Source organism: Pseudoglutamicibacter cumminsii (assembly GCF_016907775.1).
Lineage (GTDB): Bacteria > Actinomycetota > Actinomycetes > Actinomycetales > Micrococcaceae > Pseudoglutamicibacter > Pseudoglutamicibacter cumminsii.
The window spans coordinates 723,125-740,146 of record NZ_JAFBCO010000001.1; the positions used below are offsets into that span (position 1 = coordinate 723,125).

A 17,022-nucleotide genomic window follows, 5' to 3' on the forward strand; every position below is an offset into this window, starting at 1 on the left:
CCTCACACAGCGGGGCTTACGGCCGGGGTTACAACGGGGTTTATGCGGGCATCATTCTCCCACCGGGGCACCCACCGAATCACGCTGCGCACCAACCGAATCAACCGGAGCACCAACCTTCGAAGCCGGCAAATAGACCTTGCCGCCCGAGGCCAAAACTCTTGGCTCTTCTTCTGCATCCCCACCAAGGCCTCTTGAGCCTCCCTACTACCGTAGGTATCGCGGATATCCTGCGAGATGCGCATCGAACAGAACTTAGGCCCGCACATCGAACAGAAGTGGGCAGTCTTCGCGGGCTCAGCCGGCAGTGTCTCGTCGTGGTATTCAAGCGCAGTCACAGGGTCCAATCCCAAACCGAACTGATCGTGCCAACGGAACTCAAAACGGGCCTTAGACAACGCGTCATCACGCTCGGTCGCCCCCGGATGCCCCTTCGCAATATCTGCAGCGTGCGCCGCGATCTTATACGTGATGACACCCGTCTTCACGTCATCACGATTCGGCAGACCCAAGTGTTCCTTCGGGGTCACGTAACACAGCATCGCAGTGCCGTAACGCGCGATCTCCGTGGCACCGATCGCCGACGTGATGTGGTCATAACCCGGAGCGATATCCGTAGCCAACGGGCCCAACGTATAGAAAGGCGCTCCGTCGCACAGCTCCTGCTGACGCTCCACGTTCTCGCGAATCTTATGCAACGGAATATGCCCAGGGCCTTCAACCATGACCTGCACGTCATACTCCCACGCACGCTTCGTAAGCTCAGCGAGAGTATCCAGCTCAGCAAACTGCACAGCATCGTTCGCATCCGCAATCGACCCTGGCCGCAAGCCGTCACCCAACGAAAAAGCGACGTCGTACTGCGCGAAAATCTCACACAACTCATCGAAGTGCGTGTACAGGAAATTCTCCTGGTGGTGCGCCAAACACCACCCGGCCATGATCGAACCACCCCGGGACACGATGCCGGTAACACGGTCCGCGGCAAGCGGGACGTAACGCAACAGAACACCCGCGTGCACCGTCATATAGTCCACACCCTGCTCACACTGTTCGATGACGGTATCGCGGTAAATCTCCCACGTGAGCGCATTCGCGTCGCCGTCCACCTTCTCCAACGCTTGATAGATCGGGACCGTGCCAATCGGGATCGGCGAGTTCCGGATGATCCACTCACGCGTAGTGTGAATATCGTTACCCGTGGACAAATCCATGAGGGTGTCAGCGCCCCACTTGGAGGCCCATTCGAGCTTGGCCACCTCTTCCGAAATGGAGCTTGTCACCGCGGAATTACCGATGTTCGCGTTGACCTTGACGAGGAACTCCCGGCCGATGATCATCGGCTCAGACTCCGGGTGGTTCACGTTATTAGGGATGATGGCGCGCCCCGCCGCCACCTCGGTGCGCACCTTCTCGACATCGCAGTTTTCACGCAACGCGACATACCGCATCTCAGGGGTAATGATCCCCTGCCGCGCATAGTGCATCTGCGTTACGCGGCGCCCTGGCTTTGCACGCAAAGGAACGGGCCGGCGCCCCCTCCACTCTTGAGAAGCCGCGCCACGGCGCACGGCGGAGCGTCCATCGTCTTCCAGCTTGCGGCCGCGGGCCTCGTACGTTTCCACATCGCCGCGTTCGAGGATCCACCGTTCACGCCACGGCGCGAGCCCCTCCTCTGCAACACTTCCTGGCCCCATCGTGCGGTAAACTTGCAACGGAGGGTTCGGGGAACCATCTGGCGAATCAAGCTGTGAAATCTCGGTGACGGGAACACGGATGCCATGCTCTTTGTCTTCGATCCATGCAAGCCGATGCGATTCATACTGTTCGCGCTGCTGCGCATCGGCTGATGATACTTCCGCAGACGATTCGGCGACGGTTTCGGCCGTTTCAATGGTGGACGTTGATTCAATGACGTCGTCAGGGCGCACAGACATAGCGCAATCCTCACTTTCCTACGCCGGTATGACCCGGATCAGGTTCGACGGTCCAAAGCTCATAGCTTTGTCTCAGCCCCTCGCAGGGGCACCCGTATGGATGCTCACCATTCGAACACACAACGCGGGCAGATGCCAACACACATCACATTCATGCCAACACCCCGTCACCGCTTCACGCTTGTAAGATATAGCTCGTTATCCGGTCACCTAGTACTCGCCCTTACGTTGAGGGCGTTATACGTTGACGTCTTGCAGGAGATCCGTGGAAAAGCAGCTTAAGAAGATCGCACGCAAAATTTTCAGGTCTAAAGCCTGGAAAGCAAGCAGCCAATGGCTCCGCGGAACCCGCCAATACAACATCGCCGCCAAAGAACACGCAGATTCCGCGGCGCCCGGCGCTCAAGTGCTCGCCTACTTCGGTGACACCCACGCCAAGCTCTACCAGTTGCAGCAGTGGATCCCGGTGCTCGAAGAGCTCAACGAAACCGTGCCTACCGCGATCTTCCTGCGCCGCCCATCGGCCATTGAAGCCGTCGAAGAGATCACGGACCTCCCGGTGGTCTACCGCGGAAGCTTCGACAACATGATCAGCTACTACGAAGAGCACAAGCCCAAGCTGTTCCTCTACGTCAACAACGGCCGCTCAAACTTCCAGACCCTCAGCTACGCGCCAGCCGTGCACGTGCACATCAACCACGGCGAATCAGACAAGCTCTCGATGGTCTCCAACCAGGCCAAGGCATACGACGCCGTATTCACCGCGGGCCCAGCAGCTTTGCGCCGCCACCGCCGCGCGCTCATCGACTTCGACGAATCGAAGCTGATCTCTGTTGGCCGCCCACAGCTTGACCTCGACTACGAAGACGAGCTTCCAGCCAGCCAGTTGCGCACCATCATGTACGCGCCAACCTGGCAAGGCGAAAACGACAACAACAACTACACCTCGATCGACTGCTACGGCCCACAGATCGTGGAAGCAGCCCTGGCTACCGAAGGCACGCGCCTCATCTACAAGCCGCACCCACGCGTGGCAGGGGCACGCCAGCCAGAGATGAAGGCCGGACACCAGAGGATCCTTGAGCTCATCGAAGCAGCGAACGCCGAAGGCGGCGAACATTTGATCCTCAAGGAAGGGAACATCCTCGCGATGTTCTCCGACGTCGACCTCATGATCACCGACATCTCCAGCGTTGGCCTCGACTTCCTCTACCTCAAAGCAGACAGCCCGATGCTGCTGACCGACCGCCGCACCAACCGCAAACAGCTCACGGATGAATCACCGATCGCATCAGCTGTACCAGTGATCGATGCGGACACCGTGGATACATTGCCTACGATGATCGCCGATGCACTCGCTAACGGCGGCGATAAAGACGCGCGAGCACAAGCACGTGCGCTGTACTTCGGCGATTACGGGGTTGGCGAGTCGCGCGTAGCGTTCATCGAAACCGTTCAGAAGCTCATCGCTGAGCGGGAAGAGAAACTAAAGCACTTCGATGTGCAGCCCACCGCAGCCGAAACAGCCGACGAACCCGAAAGCTAAGGCCTCATGACCGTGTCAGGACACGGATACGGCCTTTAGAACGTGAGGAAGTGATCGCGGCTCAAGAAGACGCCGCGCTCCGTCTTTGTGTTCCAGCACGTCAGGCCGTGCATTTCGGAAACACATACGAAATCCCCGTACGTAACAGCCTTATCGTATTCCAGCTTCTGCCCCTTGAAGCCGTCTTCACAGCCGTCTTTTTCGAAGCAGAACTTTCCCTTGTGTGAGCCGCCGTAACTTGGCTCCTTGTTCTCCGAACCCAGGTAGACGTATGGGGTTGTGCCCTTATCAGGCTGAGGGTCCGCGGCTACAGGCGCGTCATCTTTCCACGACTTGACGGCACAAATGATCGAATCCCTCGAGTGGTCATCCGGGTCTTCCGAACTGTCCGTCAACCGGATGTCGCATCCGATGTTGCCTGTCGGGGTGGCGATCGAGGCGATCTTCAGCCCGCTCTTAGAGACCGTTTCGCTCGGCTCCAAGGAACCGGACGGGGCCGGTCCGCGAGCACCCTGATACGCCTCGGACGGCAGCGGTTCCTTCGGCTTGTCCTCGCCGCGTTGATCGCCCTCGTCTTCCGAGCTCTCGCCAGCATCTTCTTCAGCATCTTCCGTGCTGCTAGAGCCCGGCGCTTCAGCGGCGGCATCCGGGGCAGTACGTTGAGTTCCCCCACCCAACAAGAACTTGCCAGCGAAAACCACGGCAACAATCGCAATCACAGCCACCAGCACGATGGCCAACGCGGCCCCGCCACGCCGGCGCGGCTGGTCGTCGTCTTCCTCATAGTCAAAGGGTTGGCCTGGAGCGTACGGTTGCGGTTGCCCGCTATGACGCGATGCCGCTGAGGCCTCTTCCGCGGCACCCTCTGCAGATACCGGCGGCAAAATCGGAACGAATAACGGCCCGCCACCCGATGCGCCAGGCTCCTGAATCTCAGACTCCTCGCTAGTCGAGTCCGGTAGAGGCGAAGCCGACGCCGGGGGGACAGGCGGAACGGACCATTGCGTCGCATCCGCATCATCCGACGCATCAAGCGCATCAGTCGCTGGAGATTCCGACGTAGGAGCCGGAGGTCCGGGCACCTCCGAGAGGATCTGCACCAGGAGCCCGCTAGGGCAGTTCGGGTGCATGAAAACCTTGCTCCTCAGCTCAGGGTGCTCCGTAGCGATACGCACTAGCTCATCAGCAGAAAGCTCCGGATCTTCCAGACGCAAACGCGCTTCGTCCATGTCTCCATCCTCGAACATCACGGTCAAACTATGTTGCCGCCCAACTCTCACCGCTGGGCATCGATGCAAATACTGATTGTAGAAGGCTAACAAGAGATTCAGGACACATCGCACCCACTAGCTTCTCTAGACGCCGCTGCCTTCTCTAGACGCCACCGCCGCAAGCGTTTTATCGTTGAAAACGCAAGGAGTTGAAATCGCTAGTACCAATAATCCGCTGAAAGACCAGTACGAAACCAAAAGCAATGTCAGTTTCCCCTCCGGGAGGACAGCATCATGAATGGTCACAACCCTCAAACCCCAGGCCCACACTCCACTGGGCAGCAACAGGCAGGATCGAAGCGAGCAACGCCATGGATCGCGGGTATCAGCGCCGCGATCGCCGTCATCGTGCTTGTTGCGGGAATCATCTGGATCACAACCCGCGGCGGAGACGAAAACAAACCGAACCAGCCTTCACCTGAAGCCTCGTCAAGCACCACAGAAAGCAACGAGGCCTCAGATAGCACAGGACCTTCGGAGTCCGACTCGCAACCGTCTGCCACGGACTCCGCTTCTGAAAGCCCGAGCGGATCTGAAGAAAGCGAATCCGACGACAGCAGCGACTCGGCCGAGGACCCCGGCACCGGCATCAACGTCCTTGAAGGGAAGCTACCGAAAGCCGGCGATCCCGCCCCAAGCAACGCGATCGACGCGAACCGCACCCGTGAGGACAAAGGCAGCCTCGTCGCCTCGATCCAGGTACCTAGCGGCAACATCGGCTGCAACATCTACAAGCCCGCAGCCGACAATGACCGCATGGGCAACCAGATCATGTGCACCGTCGACTCGTGGAAGACCAACCCACCGGAGCTGTTCTCTAAAAACGCTCCTCACCACTCAGAGACAGACGACGCGCTGGTTGCCATCACCCAAGTCGACCGGAAACCGTATTACGGAAGCGCCCTCGTAGGCGACAAATGCTACAAGAAGGACGTGTGCGAAAAGGGCTTTGAGGGCCAGGTTCTCGATTACGGGACCGTGGTGAAGCACGGCGACTACGTATGCCAGTCCGAAAAAGTTGGTCTCACGTGCTGGAACATCAAAACCGGCCGCACCATCTTCATGAGCAAAGAAGACCTCCGCGTCTTCTAGTCGTTTCAACCGTCATCTCATTGACGAGCGTTGAAGCAATCAGACACGGAGGCCGTCTGCGGTAACTACCGAAAGCTCATGCTTTGGAGCCTTTAGTCGGCGAACTCGTCGGCGAGGGCATCCCTCTCGGCGGCCTCGCGAGTGTACGCGTACTGACGCTGAATATAGGACTCCAGCTCAGAACGTTCGATGCGCCAAATGCCGCGACCGCCCACCTTGATGGCTGGCAGGGCACCCGTACGCACCAGCGAACGGGCCTGCTGCATGCTGACGTTCAACTCGTCAGCTACATCTTCAAGACGCAGGAAACGAGGCTGCTTCTTCTCCATTAGGGCTCTCCCTCACGGTCACGGCACCCTGGCAGTCAGGGCTCCCCAACAGCTTTGGATACGCATGCGAAGACGCGCTCGCAGAGCGATGTCGGTGCACCTACCAGGTTCTTTCTTATGGAATTGAATACAGAATAGCACCGTCAGACGCCACCAAGAAAGAGCTAACGACATAAAAGGGGGACAAAGCGTTCAGATGACACATTGAGGCATCCCCGACTGAACATTACGGCCCACCTTAAGGCATGATGTGTGTTAGATCACAGCTCGTTTTGGAGTTAGCACCCGTCATCATTCTGGAGTCCACATGCGCATCGGCGTCCCCACCGAAGTCCTCAACAACGAATCCCGTGTAGCAGTCACCCCTGCAGGCGTATCCGAGCTGACAGCCGCAGGCCACGAGGTTCTAGTCCAGTCAGGCGCAGGCATCCATGCCGGCCACACAGACGAAAACTACACCGATGTGGGCGCCACAATCGTTGACGGCGCCGCCCCAGCATGGGACGCCGAACTCATCCTCAAGGTCAAAGAGCCACAAGCGAGCGAATACGACCTGCTGCGCAAAGACCAGATCCTCTTCACATATCTGCACCTTGCCGCATCGCGCGCCTGCACCGAAGCCCTACTCGAAGCCGGAACCACCGCGATCGCATACGAAACCGTAACCCAAGGCCGCACGTTGCCGTTGCTGTCGCCGATGTCGGAAGTGGCGGGGCGCCTCTCCGCACAGATCGGTGCGACGCTGCTGCAGCAGCCAGCCGGCGGCTCCGGAATCCTGATGGGCGGCGTGCCCGGAACCCGGCCCGCGAAGGTCGTGGTGATCGGCGCCGGCAACGCGGGCGAACAAGCAGCGCGCACCGCGCAAGGCATGGGTGCCGAGGTCACGATCGTGGACATCTCCGCGTCGAGGCTGCACGAAATCGACAACCTCGCGCGCGGCCACATCAAAACGATGGCCTCAACCAAGCTCGCGATCGCTGAGCTTGTGAAGGACGCCGACCTCGTGATCGGTTCCGTTCTCATCCCAGGGGCGGCGGCCCCGAAGCTCGTGACGCTCGATATGGTCGCAACGATGCGGCCGGGCTCGGTGCTCGTGGACATCGCGATCGACCAAGGCGGCTGCTTCGAAGGTTCCAAGCCAACCACCCACGACAACCCGACCTACCGCGTCCACGACGCCCTCTACTACTGCGTGACCAACATGCCGGGCGCCGTCCCGCAAACCTCAACCGCCGCGCTGACCAACGCGACGTTGCCGTACGTCATGAAGCTCGCGAACAACGGATGGCGCGAGGCACTGGCAGCAGATGAAGGCTTCGCATCCGGCCTCAACACGCACGACGGGAAGGTCACCAACCGCGGTGTCGCTGAGGCACACGGAATGGACTTTGTTGCACCCGCCGATGTGCTTGCTAGCTAACGCTGATGTGCTGGCCGGCTAAAGCTGGGGTGCCGCGCCGAGTTACTTGAGCGCCGGTGCCGCGCCGAGCGCGATGCACACGATCACCACGAGGACGATCACAACGGTCGAAGCCGCACCGAGCACGAGCGGGCGGCCACCGAGCTTGATGAGCGACTTCACGTGAACACCAAGGCCGAGTGCGAACATCGCTGACGCCAGCAGGAACGTTTGCGCGATCTTCGCTATATCCAGCACCGGTTGCGGAACGATATGCAGCGAAGCGATCACGACCATCACGATGAAGCCGAACACAAACAGCGGCATGATCGGAGGAAGCTTCGTGTCCGCGCCCACGCCACCGTCTGAGCCGTTCCCTGCAGCACGGCGAGCGCCAAGCGACACAGCTGCGATCATCGGCGCCAGCATCAGAACCCTTGCCAGCTTGACCGTCACGGCCGTCGACAAGATGACCCCGCCGCCCGCGATACCGCCGGCCGCAACCACCTGAGCGACCTCGTGAACCGTACCGCCGATGAACATGCCGGCCGCACCATCGTCATAACCGAGCAACCGAACCAACAGCGGAGCCAACGGAATCATGAGCGTTCCGCACACCACCACCATCGCGACCGCAGCCGCAACCAGCTCCTGTTTAGCGCGAGTTACACCCTGCATCCCGGCGACCGCCGCGGCACCACAAATCGAGAAACCAGCGGCCATCAGCATCCGCAGATCCTTCTCTATGCCGAGCGCTTTGCCAAACCACAGCGTCGCAACAAAGGTAATGGCCACTGCCGCGACAGCGACCACAACCACGCCCCAGCCGAGCCCAATGACCTGCGTGACGGACAGCTGCAAGCCAAGGAGCACAACGCCGAGCCGCAAAACCCTCTTGGCGGCAACAGCGATGCCGGGGTCGAAGATAGCGGGCACTGGCGCAACATTACGCCACACCGCGCCCAGCAGAATCGCGACGAGCATGACCGGGATCGAAGCATTCAACGCACCCAATCCGATACACACAGCCCCCACCGCGAACGCGAGCCCAAGCCCCCACCACACCGATGGTTTCGCGGCTGCATTGCCGCTTTGTTGGTCTTGGATCTGGGCCACGTGGCGCTCCTTCGAAGGTGGCGGGCTGGAAGTGTCGCGATCTTCAGGCTAGACCTTGCCTTGTTCTTTCTCCACAGGCATGGTTCATGATTCTGCAAAAGAACTAGACTCAAGCCCATACCCGGCCGAACGGCGGCGACAAGAGAAAGGTTCCGGTGTGACAGGTTCGACTTCCGTGCGAGCTAAGAACTCGGCTTCTGTATTGCTGGTCCGCCCGGCCGCTAAGTCCAATAGCGGCGTTGGGGCCGGTAGCGGCGTTGAGGTTTTCGTTCACGTCCGCGCGAACAGCATGGAGTTCGCGCCGGGCGCGGTGGTGTTCCCCGGCGGAGGCGTTGATCCGAGCGATGCGGAAGGAACCGCCTCGTGGAGCTTGCCTGATGCCCTTGCTACCTCACTGACCGACGACGCCGCGGAAGCTTCCGGTGTCACCGCGGCTGATCGTGGTGAACCGGTCACGCCGCAAACCCTCGTGGCTGCCGCAGTACGGGAAACCTTCGAAGAATGTGGTGTCTTGCTCGCCGAGCCAGCTAACCCGGCCACCGGAACTGAGCTGCATCCCGACAGGGAAGCCCGGCGTCGCGCGCTAGAGGAGCACCGCATCGGCATCCATCAGGCCATGACCGCGCTCGATGCGGTCCCCTACCTTGAGAACATCGTGTGCGTTGACCGCTGGATCACCCCAACGGGGCTACCTAAACGCTATGACACCCGGTTTTTCGCCGCAGTTCTGCCGGAAGGGCAGATCGCGGACGGCCACACGAGCGAATCGGTCGATAGTTTCTGGATCCGCCCCGAAGAAGCGTTGCGCCGCTATAAGGAAGGCACGCTGATGGTCATGGCCCCCACATGGGCACAGTTAGAGCGGCTAGCGCGAGCAGAAACCGTTGAGGACGCCCTCAAACCAGCCACCACCGGCGTGACGATGCCAAGCATCACGCGCCAACCCGGTGCTAAACCTCGCATCGAATTCTGGGGCGAAGACGCCTACCGGGACGCCGGAAAACCGATCTACAGCTAACCTGCCCTGCATCTATCCCAACCAATCCGACCTCCACCCGAACGAACAGCGCAAAGCGAGCGAAACCTTGAGCACCGAAGCACCACGTACCGTCTACGTTTTCAACGGCCCCAACCTCAACCTTCTAGGTACCCGCGACCCGGAAACATACGGGACCACGACCCTCAGCGACGTCAAGGACCTGTGCGAGGCCGCTGCCACCGAGCACGGGCTGACGCTGGATTTCCGGCAAAGCAACCACGAGGGCGAGCTCATCGACTGGATCCACGAAGCCGGCGCCGCAGTCAAGGACGGAAACGCGGTGGGCGTTGTGTTCAACGCCGGGGCATACACGCACACGTCACTCGCGCTCGCGGACGCGATCTCGGGCTCCTTCTGCCCCACGATCGAGGTGCACATCTCCAACGTTCACGCGCGTGAAGAGTTCCGCCACCACTCCTACCTTTCTCCTGTAGCAAAGGGGATCATCGTGGGACTCGGGGTTGCTGGCTACGAGCTCGGGATCCGCGCACTCGCACAGTAAGGGCCGGCTCACACAGTAGAGGCCGACGGACGCCGAGCCGGTCCCAGAACGCCCCTCCCCCCTGGAGATAGTTGACAATATGCAACTACCCTGGATTATTGTTGACTTTCATCAACAACATTCGTCATGGACTCCATGACCCTTCCAGGAGGTTGCGTGGCCGAAAACCCAGCGCCGGCATCAAAATCTGCAGCTACCGATAGTTCTGCGCCTGCAACTGAGACAACGCCGATGTCTCACCGCGCCAAGATCCAGTCGCTGACAGCGCTGATCATCGCGATGTTCGTGGGCATGATCGCCAACACGGTCGTCTCAACCTCGATGCCGCGCATCGTTCACGACCTCGGCGGTACACAGGCGCAGTATTCGTGGGTCATCGCCGCTTCAATGCTCGCGATGACGGTCACCGTCCCCATCTGGGGCAAGCTGTCTGACCTGCTGGACCGCAAGATGCTGATGCAGGTTTCGCTCGCGATCTTCGTCTCAGCAACAGCGTTCGCGGGCTTTTCACAATCCATCGACATGCTCATCGGCGCCCGCGTATTCCAGGGCATCGGCATCGGCGGAACCATGACGTTGTCGCAGATCGTGATGGCGGACGTCATCTCGCCTCGCGAACGCGGCAAGTACATGGGTGTTTTCGGCGCCGTGATGGCGTTCGCTACCGTTGGCGGTCCGCTACTGGGCGGCTGGATCACCGACACGTTCACGTGGCGTTACAACTTCTACATCGCGCTCCCGGTTGCGATCGTCGCGTTCGTCATGCTCCAAACACGCCTGCACCTTCCGGAGCAAGAACGTCGCCGTTTCCGCCTCGATGTGTGGGGCCTGGTTCTGCTCTCTGGCGGCATCTCCTTATTCCTCATCTGGGTCACGATGGGCGGCAGCGGCCCCAGCGCGATGTTCCCTTGGAAGTCCGTTGAAACGCTGTGGATGACCAGCGCATCGGCTATCTTGCTGATCGCGTTCGTGTTCGTTGAGCTGCGCACCGATGAGCCGCTTTTGGACCTGCGACTGTTCAAGAACCGTACATTCACGCTTTCAGTAGTCGGTTCGATCGCTGTTGGGCTCGCGATGTTCGGTTCGACCGTGTACTTGTCTCAGTTCATGATCATGGCGCGCGGCGCAAGCCCAACCATGGCGGGTGTCATGACCATCCCGATCATGGCGGGAAGCATGATCTCCGGCAACGTCGTCGGCTTGATCATCACCCGCACGGGCGTGTGGAAACCGTATGTGATCGCGTGCTCGGTCATGTTGGTGGCGGGCCTCGGATTGATGTCTGTGGTTCGCGCGGACACAAATTACTGGTTCATGGCGGCGCTCATGTTCCTCATGGGCGCGGGCATGGGCGGCACGATGCAGAACTTTGTGCTCTTGACTCAGAACGCTGTGCATCCGCGGGTGATGGGTGTTGCGTCGTCGGCTGTGGCGTTCTTCCGTTCGATGGGCGGAACTGTTGGTATCGCGTGGCTCGGCGGTGTGCTCGCTAACCTTGCGCCGTCTTTGATCGCTGATCGTCAGCAGGATCTGATGGCCGCTATCGCTAAGCTTCCTGACGGTGAGCGGGCCTCGATTATGGAGATGCAGAGTTCTGGCGAGCTTCCGGCGCCAAGCATGTTGCCGGATTCGGTTGCGACCATCATCGAGCACGCCTACGGCGAAGCGATTGCGCATCTGTTCCTGTATGCGGCCCCGATTGCCGCACTTGGCTTGCTGGCGGCGATCTTTATTCCGAACCTGAGCTTGTCGACGCACACCCGTCATGAAGAGCTAGCTCGCGCGGCTGGAGAGTCCGCCGATAAAGTTACGGATCATAGCGGCAAAGCTGAAGAGCTTAACAGCCAAATAGCACGGCAGGAGGTGCGTCGCGATGTCTGAGATGCACAGCGATGAATTCGCAGAGCAGCTGCGTTCACTGACCCGCGAATACCGGATTCTGTTGGCTGCAGCTCGCCGGAGTTTCCGCGAGCAGGCGGCGGCTTTGGATGCATCACTTCAACCGTTCGATGGGACTGTGGCCTCGACGCTGTACCGACGGTGCATGGAGACCGATAGCGAGACCCCTGACGCCGGGATGACGGTCACTGAGATTTCCGAGGTTGTTGACGCGGATAAGTCGATGGTCTCGCGTGCGATCAAGCGTCTGGAGTCGGCGGACCTGTTGGTTCGGACCACGGATCCGAAGGATGCCCGAAGCTTCCTGTTGTCACTCAGCGATGTAGCCCGGGAGCGGCTCCAGGAATATGCTCTGAAGCGGCAAAAAGAGTCGGCGGCCATGTTTGAAGAGTGGACTCTTGAAGAAGTTTCGACGTTCGCGGCGCTCATGAAGAAACTTAACGACAGCCGTGTCCGTCCCTTGGGTAAAGACGCACCATAAACGGGCTTCGGTGTTCCACAGAGGGCTTTCTCGCGGGTTTTATCCACATTATGGGGCCAGCCTGTTCCGGCCCCTCACCGCACTGAGAAGCTGGAAGTCCAGCGCATCACTTAGACCTCTAGGAGACCATTGTGGATCAGCCAGCAGCCGGCAGCGAGAACCTGACGCGCGCATCATGGGCATTGCAAGACCCGCTTCTCACCGAGTATTACGACACCGAATGGGGCCGCCCCGTCACGAGCGAGCGCGGGCTCTATGAGCGGATCGTTCTCGAATCTTTCCAGGCCGGTCTGTCCTGGCTCACGGTCTTGAAGAAGCGCGATGCCCTGCGCGAGGTCTTCGCTGACTTCGATCCCGATGCGGTTGCTGCTTTCACCGAAGAGGAAATTCAGCGGCTGCTCGCTGACGCGCGGATTATCCGGAACCGCGCCAAGATCGAGGCCGCGATCACCAACGCTAAAGCGACGGTCGCAGCGCGTGATGTGGGCGGGCTACCGGCGCTCGTGTGGCGGCATACTCCAGAACAGAGTTGTGTTCCAGCAACCGAGGACCAGGTCCCGTCGCAGAGCGTGGAGTCACGTGAGCTCGCAAAAGATTTGCGTGCGCACGGATTCCGTTTCGTGGGGCCAGTCACCGCGTTCGCGCTCATGTGTGCGGTCGGGATGGTCGATGCCCACGTCACGTCGTCCCACCTACGTGGTGTGTGCGGGCTCCGTGATGCCGCTGGCCAGCTGACGGAGCGCGGCGAACGCTTCGTGGAAAAGCTCAGTGCACCCGCTACTCACCAGTGATGCGGATCGTTGCGCTCGCCATCGCGCTCAGCATCGGAGCATCGTGTGAAACGATGGCCGCGGCCGCTATCCAAACACGCAAACGCCGGCTGCCCCGCAAAGGTGTCACCCGGCGTGGAAACGGCTTGGATAACTCCGCTTAGGACACTCGATTACTGGCGATAAAACTCGAACGCAGACGGGCCAGCGCCCGTCGCAACGCGTTGCGTCGGATTCAAAACCCCATGCTCAGTAATCCGGTACACACTGATGTGTCCCGAAAGCTCGCCGCCCACCAAAACCAGCTCACGGCCCGGCGCAACAGCAGCCGCACGAGGCCGCTCCTCCGTCCGCGTCCTAGCCCTACGGCGAGGCTGAGCCCCCGTATCAAACACAGTCAGCGCGCTCGTCGTGCGCTCCGTAGCCAAAATATAGCTCGCGTTACGCGCATGCATCAGCGCCCCCGCCCACATCGGACGCTCCGGAACCTCAACGCCCTCTACCAAGCCAGCGCCGCCACCACCGCGGGCAACACCAGGGGCAAGCTCATCCTCCGGCTCATCAATCCGGACCCGCGCGAACTCAGCCAGCTCGCCCGACTCCGCGTCGCGATGGAACGTGACAACCTCGCCACTCAACTCCGTCAACAACGCAACATACGTGCCATCCGGATGAACCATCACACGCCGCGGACCAGAACCCTCAGCAACAGCCACAGAGCCCTCCCGAACCAACGGCGGCTCACCAGAGACGCCCCGGCGATACATCACCAGACGGTCATCGCCCAGGCTCGTCGCATACACATGCTTGCCATCAGGCGACGGCGCCACGCAATTCATCCCACGGCCAACCGCATCATCGATCCACGCCGGCTGCCCCTCCTGAGGCAAACCCTGGGAATCCAACATGACACGGAACACCGCGTCCCCGAAATAGCTCGCCCCCAGCAAGCCATCCCGGCCCACCGAACCAGTGACTGCCGGATGCTCATCCCCCGACGTCGGATCAAACGTCAAATACGCAACCGAACGCGGCAAATACGCGGTACCACGCAACGCCAAACGGCCACCAGCCACCACCGTGAAAACCCACAACAGCGGACTCTCATGCTCAGCGCCGCCCTGCGCCGCATACACAATCCCGCGACGATGATCCACCGTCACAACAGCGACATCATGGAGTCCCTCGACGACCGCGAAACGGTTCAGCCGGCCCTCAGCCTCATCCAAAACATAGGCCTCGATGCTGCCCTCGTCACGGCACGCAACATACGTATACGTCGTCGACATCAGGCGTTCCACAATCCATACGAATCCGCGAGCTGCGCAATCTTCTGCGCACGCTTCAAACGAGGCAAATACGAGCCGTCCGTCATCGGCGCACCCTCCGCATGCTGATCCAACAACTCATGAGCCCACTTCAACTCATCCTCGCTCGGCGAGAGCCCAGCGTTCACACGGTCAACCTGATCAACATTCAAAACCAGCTTGCCCGTCATACCCATCTTCGACGTCACCGCGCAGTCCTCGATGACCTCCGCATCACCAGCGGAAGGCACCGACGGGCCATCAATCGGGCCAGGCAAGCGCCCCACACGCGAAGCCACCACAAGCTTGCCCCGCGCATACGCCAACGCCAACGGATCCCCACCAGCACCCGTATCCTTACGGAAATCATTCACACCAAACGCCAGCCGGAACGTACCCGGCGCAGACGCGATCGCCGTCGCATTCTCGATCCCCAAAGCCGACTCAATCAAAGCCAACACCGGGGTACCAGCCGCCAACCGCATCGCAGTCAACGCAACCTGCTCAGGCTTCTCAGTCTCCGCAAGCATCACCCCACGCAAACCCGGGGCACCCTGCAAAGCCTTCAAATCATCAGCCCAAAACTCAGAACGAATCGGGTTCACGCGAACCCAACCGCTCATCCCCCCATGCAGCGCCTCAACAACATTCTGGCGGGCCTCTTCCTTCTGATCCTCAGGAATCGGCGCCTCCATATCGAAAATCACCGAATCAGACTCAGACGCCAACGCCTTACCGAAAATCTCAGGCTTCAACGCGTTGACGAGCAGCCAAGACCTCGAAAGCTTGGCCGGAAGAGCAGCAGCACGAATATTACGGATGGGCATACCTCAACCCTATAAGGACAAGACGGCCGCGTGAACACTTAGCCGCAAGGATGACGAAACAACAAGCAGATGCGGACTAATCCAGAAGCAGCGCCGGCTCCTCGAGGATCGCGGCGATATCCGCCAAGAACACCGCACACTTATCGCCGTCAACGATCCGGTGATCAAACGAGCCACCCACCGTGGTGACATACCGCGGAACCACCGCACCATCGACCACCCACGGGCGCTCCCGCACCGTACCGAACGCAACAATCCCCGCCTCCGGAGGGTTGATGATCGGCGTACCCGTATCGATACCGAGCGTGCCCACGTTCGTGATCGAAATCGTTCCGTCACGCATATCCTCCGGCCGCGTCTTGCCGTCGCGGGCGTTCAACGCAAGATCATTCAACGCGATCGCAAGCTCCTTGAGGCTCAACTCATCAGCGTTCTTGATGTTCGGGACAATCAAGCCGCGGTCCGTCGACGCCGCGATACCAAGGTTGATGTAACCCTTCTGGTGGATCTCCGCGCCGTTCTCCGTCTCAACCCACGTCGAGTTGATCTCCGGATTACGCTGCGCCGCCCACATCACGGCCTTCGCAACCACCAAAAGCGGGGTGACCTTCACACCCTCAAAGTCACGCGAAGCCTTCAGCCGGCGTACAAACTCCATCGTGCGGGTCGCATCCACATCCACGAATAGCGACACATGCGGTGCCGAAAATGCAGAACGGACCATGGCCGCTGCTGTCGCCTTGCGCACGCCGCGCACCGGAACCACCGTGACCTCACCCGCAGGCGGCTCCGCCGAAACACCATTCTGGGCGCCCGCACCAAACGATGCCGCAACAGCACCCCGCGGAACCTCACTCGACGCCGCAGGGGCCGAGCTACGGTAGGTTCCCAAACGCTTATCCGCGAACGACGCCAGATCTTCCCGCGTCACCTCACCGCGCGGGCCAGTCGCCGGAACATCACGCAAATCCACACCCAGGTCACGAGCCAACTTACGCACCGGAGGCTTCGCGAGCGCCGGAACATCCGCTGCGCCTGGGAGTGAACGCTGCGCCCGTGCCGCCGGACCATCGAAGTCCACGCCACGCTCAGTAGCACGCTGCGGCGCACGCCTACGACGAGCACGTAACGACGCCTTATCCGCAACCGGACCAGAGCCCACCAGCGGGCCTGGCCCATCAACTGCACCGGCATCGCTAGCCTCAGCGGAAGCCACGGACGCAGCGGGACCGTCACCCGCGTCGTCGGCAACCTCTTCACCCGGACAAGCGATATCGATCAGCGGCTGACCCACCTCAACCACCTCGCCGACCTCGGCGTGCAGGCGAGTCACCGTCCCCTCAAACGGGCACGGCAACTCAACCAAAGACTTCGCGGTCTCAATCTCAACAAAAGGCTGATTCAACGCGACCTCGTCGCCCACCGCAACCTTCCACTCAACGATGTCAGCCTCAGTGAGGCCCTCGCCCACATCAGGCAAATTGAACGTCGTCATCTCAAAATCCTT

Annotated in this window: 14 protein-coding genes, 1 pseudogene and 1 riboswitch; of the genes and pseudogenes, 8 read left to right on the forward strand and 7 right to left on the reverse strand. The window is 60.4% G+C overall.

The window, feature by feature from the left end; genetic code table 11:
• Positions 1–51: 51 nt before the first annotated feature.
• A pseudogene (gene thiC, locus JOD50_RS03340) lies at positions 52–1,937 on the reverse strand (phosphomethylpyrimidine synthase ThiC).
• Positions 1,936–2,043, reverse strand: a riboswitch (TPP riboswitch). Its footprint overlaps the pseudogene before it by 2 nt.
• Positions 2,044–2,202: 159 nt before the next feature.
• Between thiC and JOD50_RS10590 the strand changes: the two are divergent.
• The gene (locus JOD50_RS10590; RefSeq protein ID WP_204880391.1) at positions 2,203–3,483 is read left to right on the forward strand and encodes a CDP-glycerol glycerophosphotransferase family protein; all 1,281 of its coding nucleotides are present in this window, start codon (positions 2,203–2,205) and stop codon (positions 3,481–3,483) included.
• A gap of 35 nt (positions 3,484–3,518) precedes the next feature.
• On the opposite strand, the gene JOD50_RS03350 is transcribed toward JOD50_RS10590, so the two are convergent.
• Positions 3,519–4,730 (reverse strand): variant leucine-rich repeat-containing protein, encoded by a 1,212-nt coding sequence (locus tag JOD50_RS03350; RefSeq protein ID WP_476704303.1) that lies wholly within the window; start codon positions 4,728–4,730, stop codon positions 3,519–3,521.
• Positions 4,731–4,988: 258 nt separating this feature from the next.
• On the opposite strand from JOD50_RS03350, the gene JOD50_RS03355 reads away from it, so the two are divergent.
• Complete coding sequence (locus JOD50_RS03355; RefSeq protein ID WP_204880393.1) at positions 4,989–5,846, forward strand: hypothetical protein; 858 nt, start codon at positions 4,989–4,991, stop codon at positions 5,844–5,846.
• Positions 5,847–5,938: 92 nt separating this feature from the next.
• On the opposite strand, the gene JOD50_RS03360 is transcribed toward JOD50_RS03355, so the two are convergent.
• A complete protein-coding gene (locus tag JOD50_RS03360) occupies positions 5,939–6,175 on the reverse strand; it encodes a helix-turn-helix transcriptional regulator (RefSeq protein ID WP_101630880.1) in 237 nt (78 codons plus the stop codon).
• Positions 6,176–6,482: 307 nt separating this feature from the next.
• Between JOD50_RS03360 and ald the strand changes: the two genes are divergently transcribed.
• A complete protein-coding gene (ald, locus tag JOD50_RS03365; protein WP_204880394.1) occupies positions 6,483–7,595 on the forward strand; it encodes an alanine dehydrogenase in 1,113 nt (370 codons plus the stop codon).
• A gap of 42 nt (positions 7,596–7,637) precedes the next feature.
• Here ald and JOD50_RS03370 read toward each other — a convergent pair whose 3' ends face one another.
• Entirely contained in the window at positions 7,638–8,690 is a 1,053-nt protein-coding gene (locus JOD50_RS03370) for a putative sulfate exporter family transporter (RefSeq protein ID WP_204880395.1), read from the reverse strand.
• Positions 8,691–8,847: 157 nt separating this feature from the next.
• On the opposite strand from JOD50_RS03370, the gene JOD50_RS03375 reads away from it, so the two are divergent.
• The 5 genes from JOD50_RS03375 (at position 8,848) to JOD50_RS03395 (ending at position 13,402) form a co-directional block, all read left to right on the forward strand.
• Positions 8,848–9,708, forward strand: coding sequence for an NUDIX hydrolase (locus JOD50_RS03375; protein WP_204880396.1), 861 nt, complete (start codon positions 8,848–8,850; stop codon positions 9,706–9,708).
• Positions 9,709–9,775: 67 nt separating this feature from the next.
• Complete coding sequence (gene aroQ, locus JOD50_RS03380) at positions 9,776–10,231, forward strand: type II 3-dehydroquinate dehydratase (protein WP_239541512.1); 456 nt, start codon at positions 9,776–9,778, stop codon at positions 10,229–10,231.
• Between the two features lie 156 nt (positions 10,232–10,387).
• Positions 10,388–12,112, forward strand: coding sequence for a DHA2 family efflux MFS transporter permease subunit (locus JOD50_RS03385; protein WP_204880397.1), 1,725 nt, complete (start codon positions 10,388–10,390; stop codon positions 12,110–12,112).
• On the forward strand, positions 12,105–12,611 hold the full coding sequence (locus JOD50_RS03390) for a MarR family winged helix-turn-helix transcriptional regulator (RefSeq protein WP_204880398.1): 507 nt from the start codon (positions 12,105–12,107) through the stop codon (positions 12,609–12,611). Before JOD50_RS03385 ends, JOD50_RS03390 begins: the two co-directional genes overlap by 8 nt.
• Positions 12,612–12,742: 131 nt before the next feature.
• The gene (locus JOD50_RS03395) at positions 12,743–13,402 is read left to right on the forward strand and encodes a DNA-3-methyladenine glycosylase I (RefSeq protein ID WP_338051990.1); all 660 of its coding nucleotides are present in this window, start codon (positions 12,743–12,745) and stop codon (positions 13,400–13,402) included.
• Positions 13,403–13,554: 152 nt separating this feature from the next.
• Here JOD50_RS03395 and JOD50_RS03400 read toward each other — a convergent pair whose 3' ends face one another.
• From JOD50_RS03400 to JOD50_RS03410, 3 genes are all read right to left on the reverse strand, one after another.
• The gene (locus JOD50_RS03400) at positions 13,555–14,670 is read right to left on the reverse strand and encodes a lactonase family protein (RefSeq protein WP_204880399.1); all 1,116 of its coding nucleotides are present in this window, start codon (positions 14,668–14,670) and stop codon (positions 13,555–13,557) included.
• Entirely contained in the window at positions 14,670–15,515 is an 846-nt protein-coding gene (locus JOD50_RS03405) for an HpcH/HpaI aldolase/citrate lyase family protein (RefSeq protein WP_204880400.1), read from the reverse strand. Before JOD50_RS03405 ends, JOD50_RS03400 begins: the two co-directional genes overlap by 1 nt.
• Positions 15,516–15,591: 76 nt before the next feature.
• Positions 15,592–17,010 (reverse strand): dihydrolipoamide acetyltransferase family protein, encoded by a 1,419-nt coding sequence (locus JOD50_RS03410; protein ID WP_204880401.1) that lies wholly within the window; start codon positions 17,008–17,010, stop codon positions 15,592–15,594.
• Between the last annotated feature and the right edge of the window lie 12 nt (positions 17,011–17,022).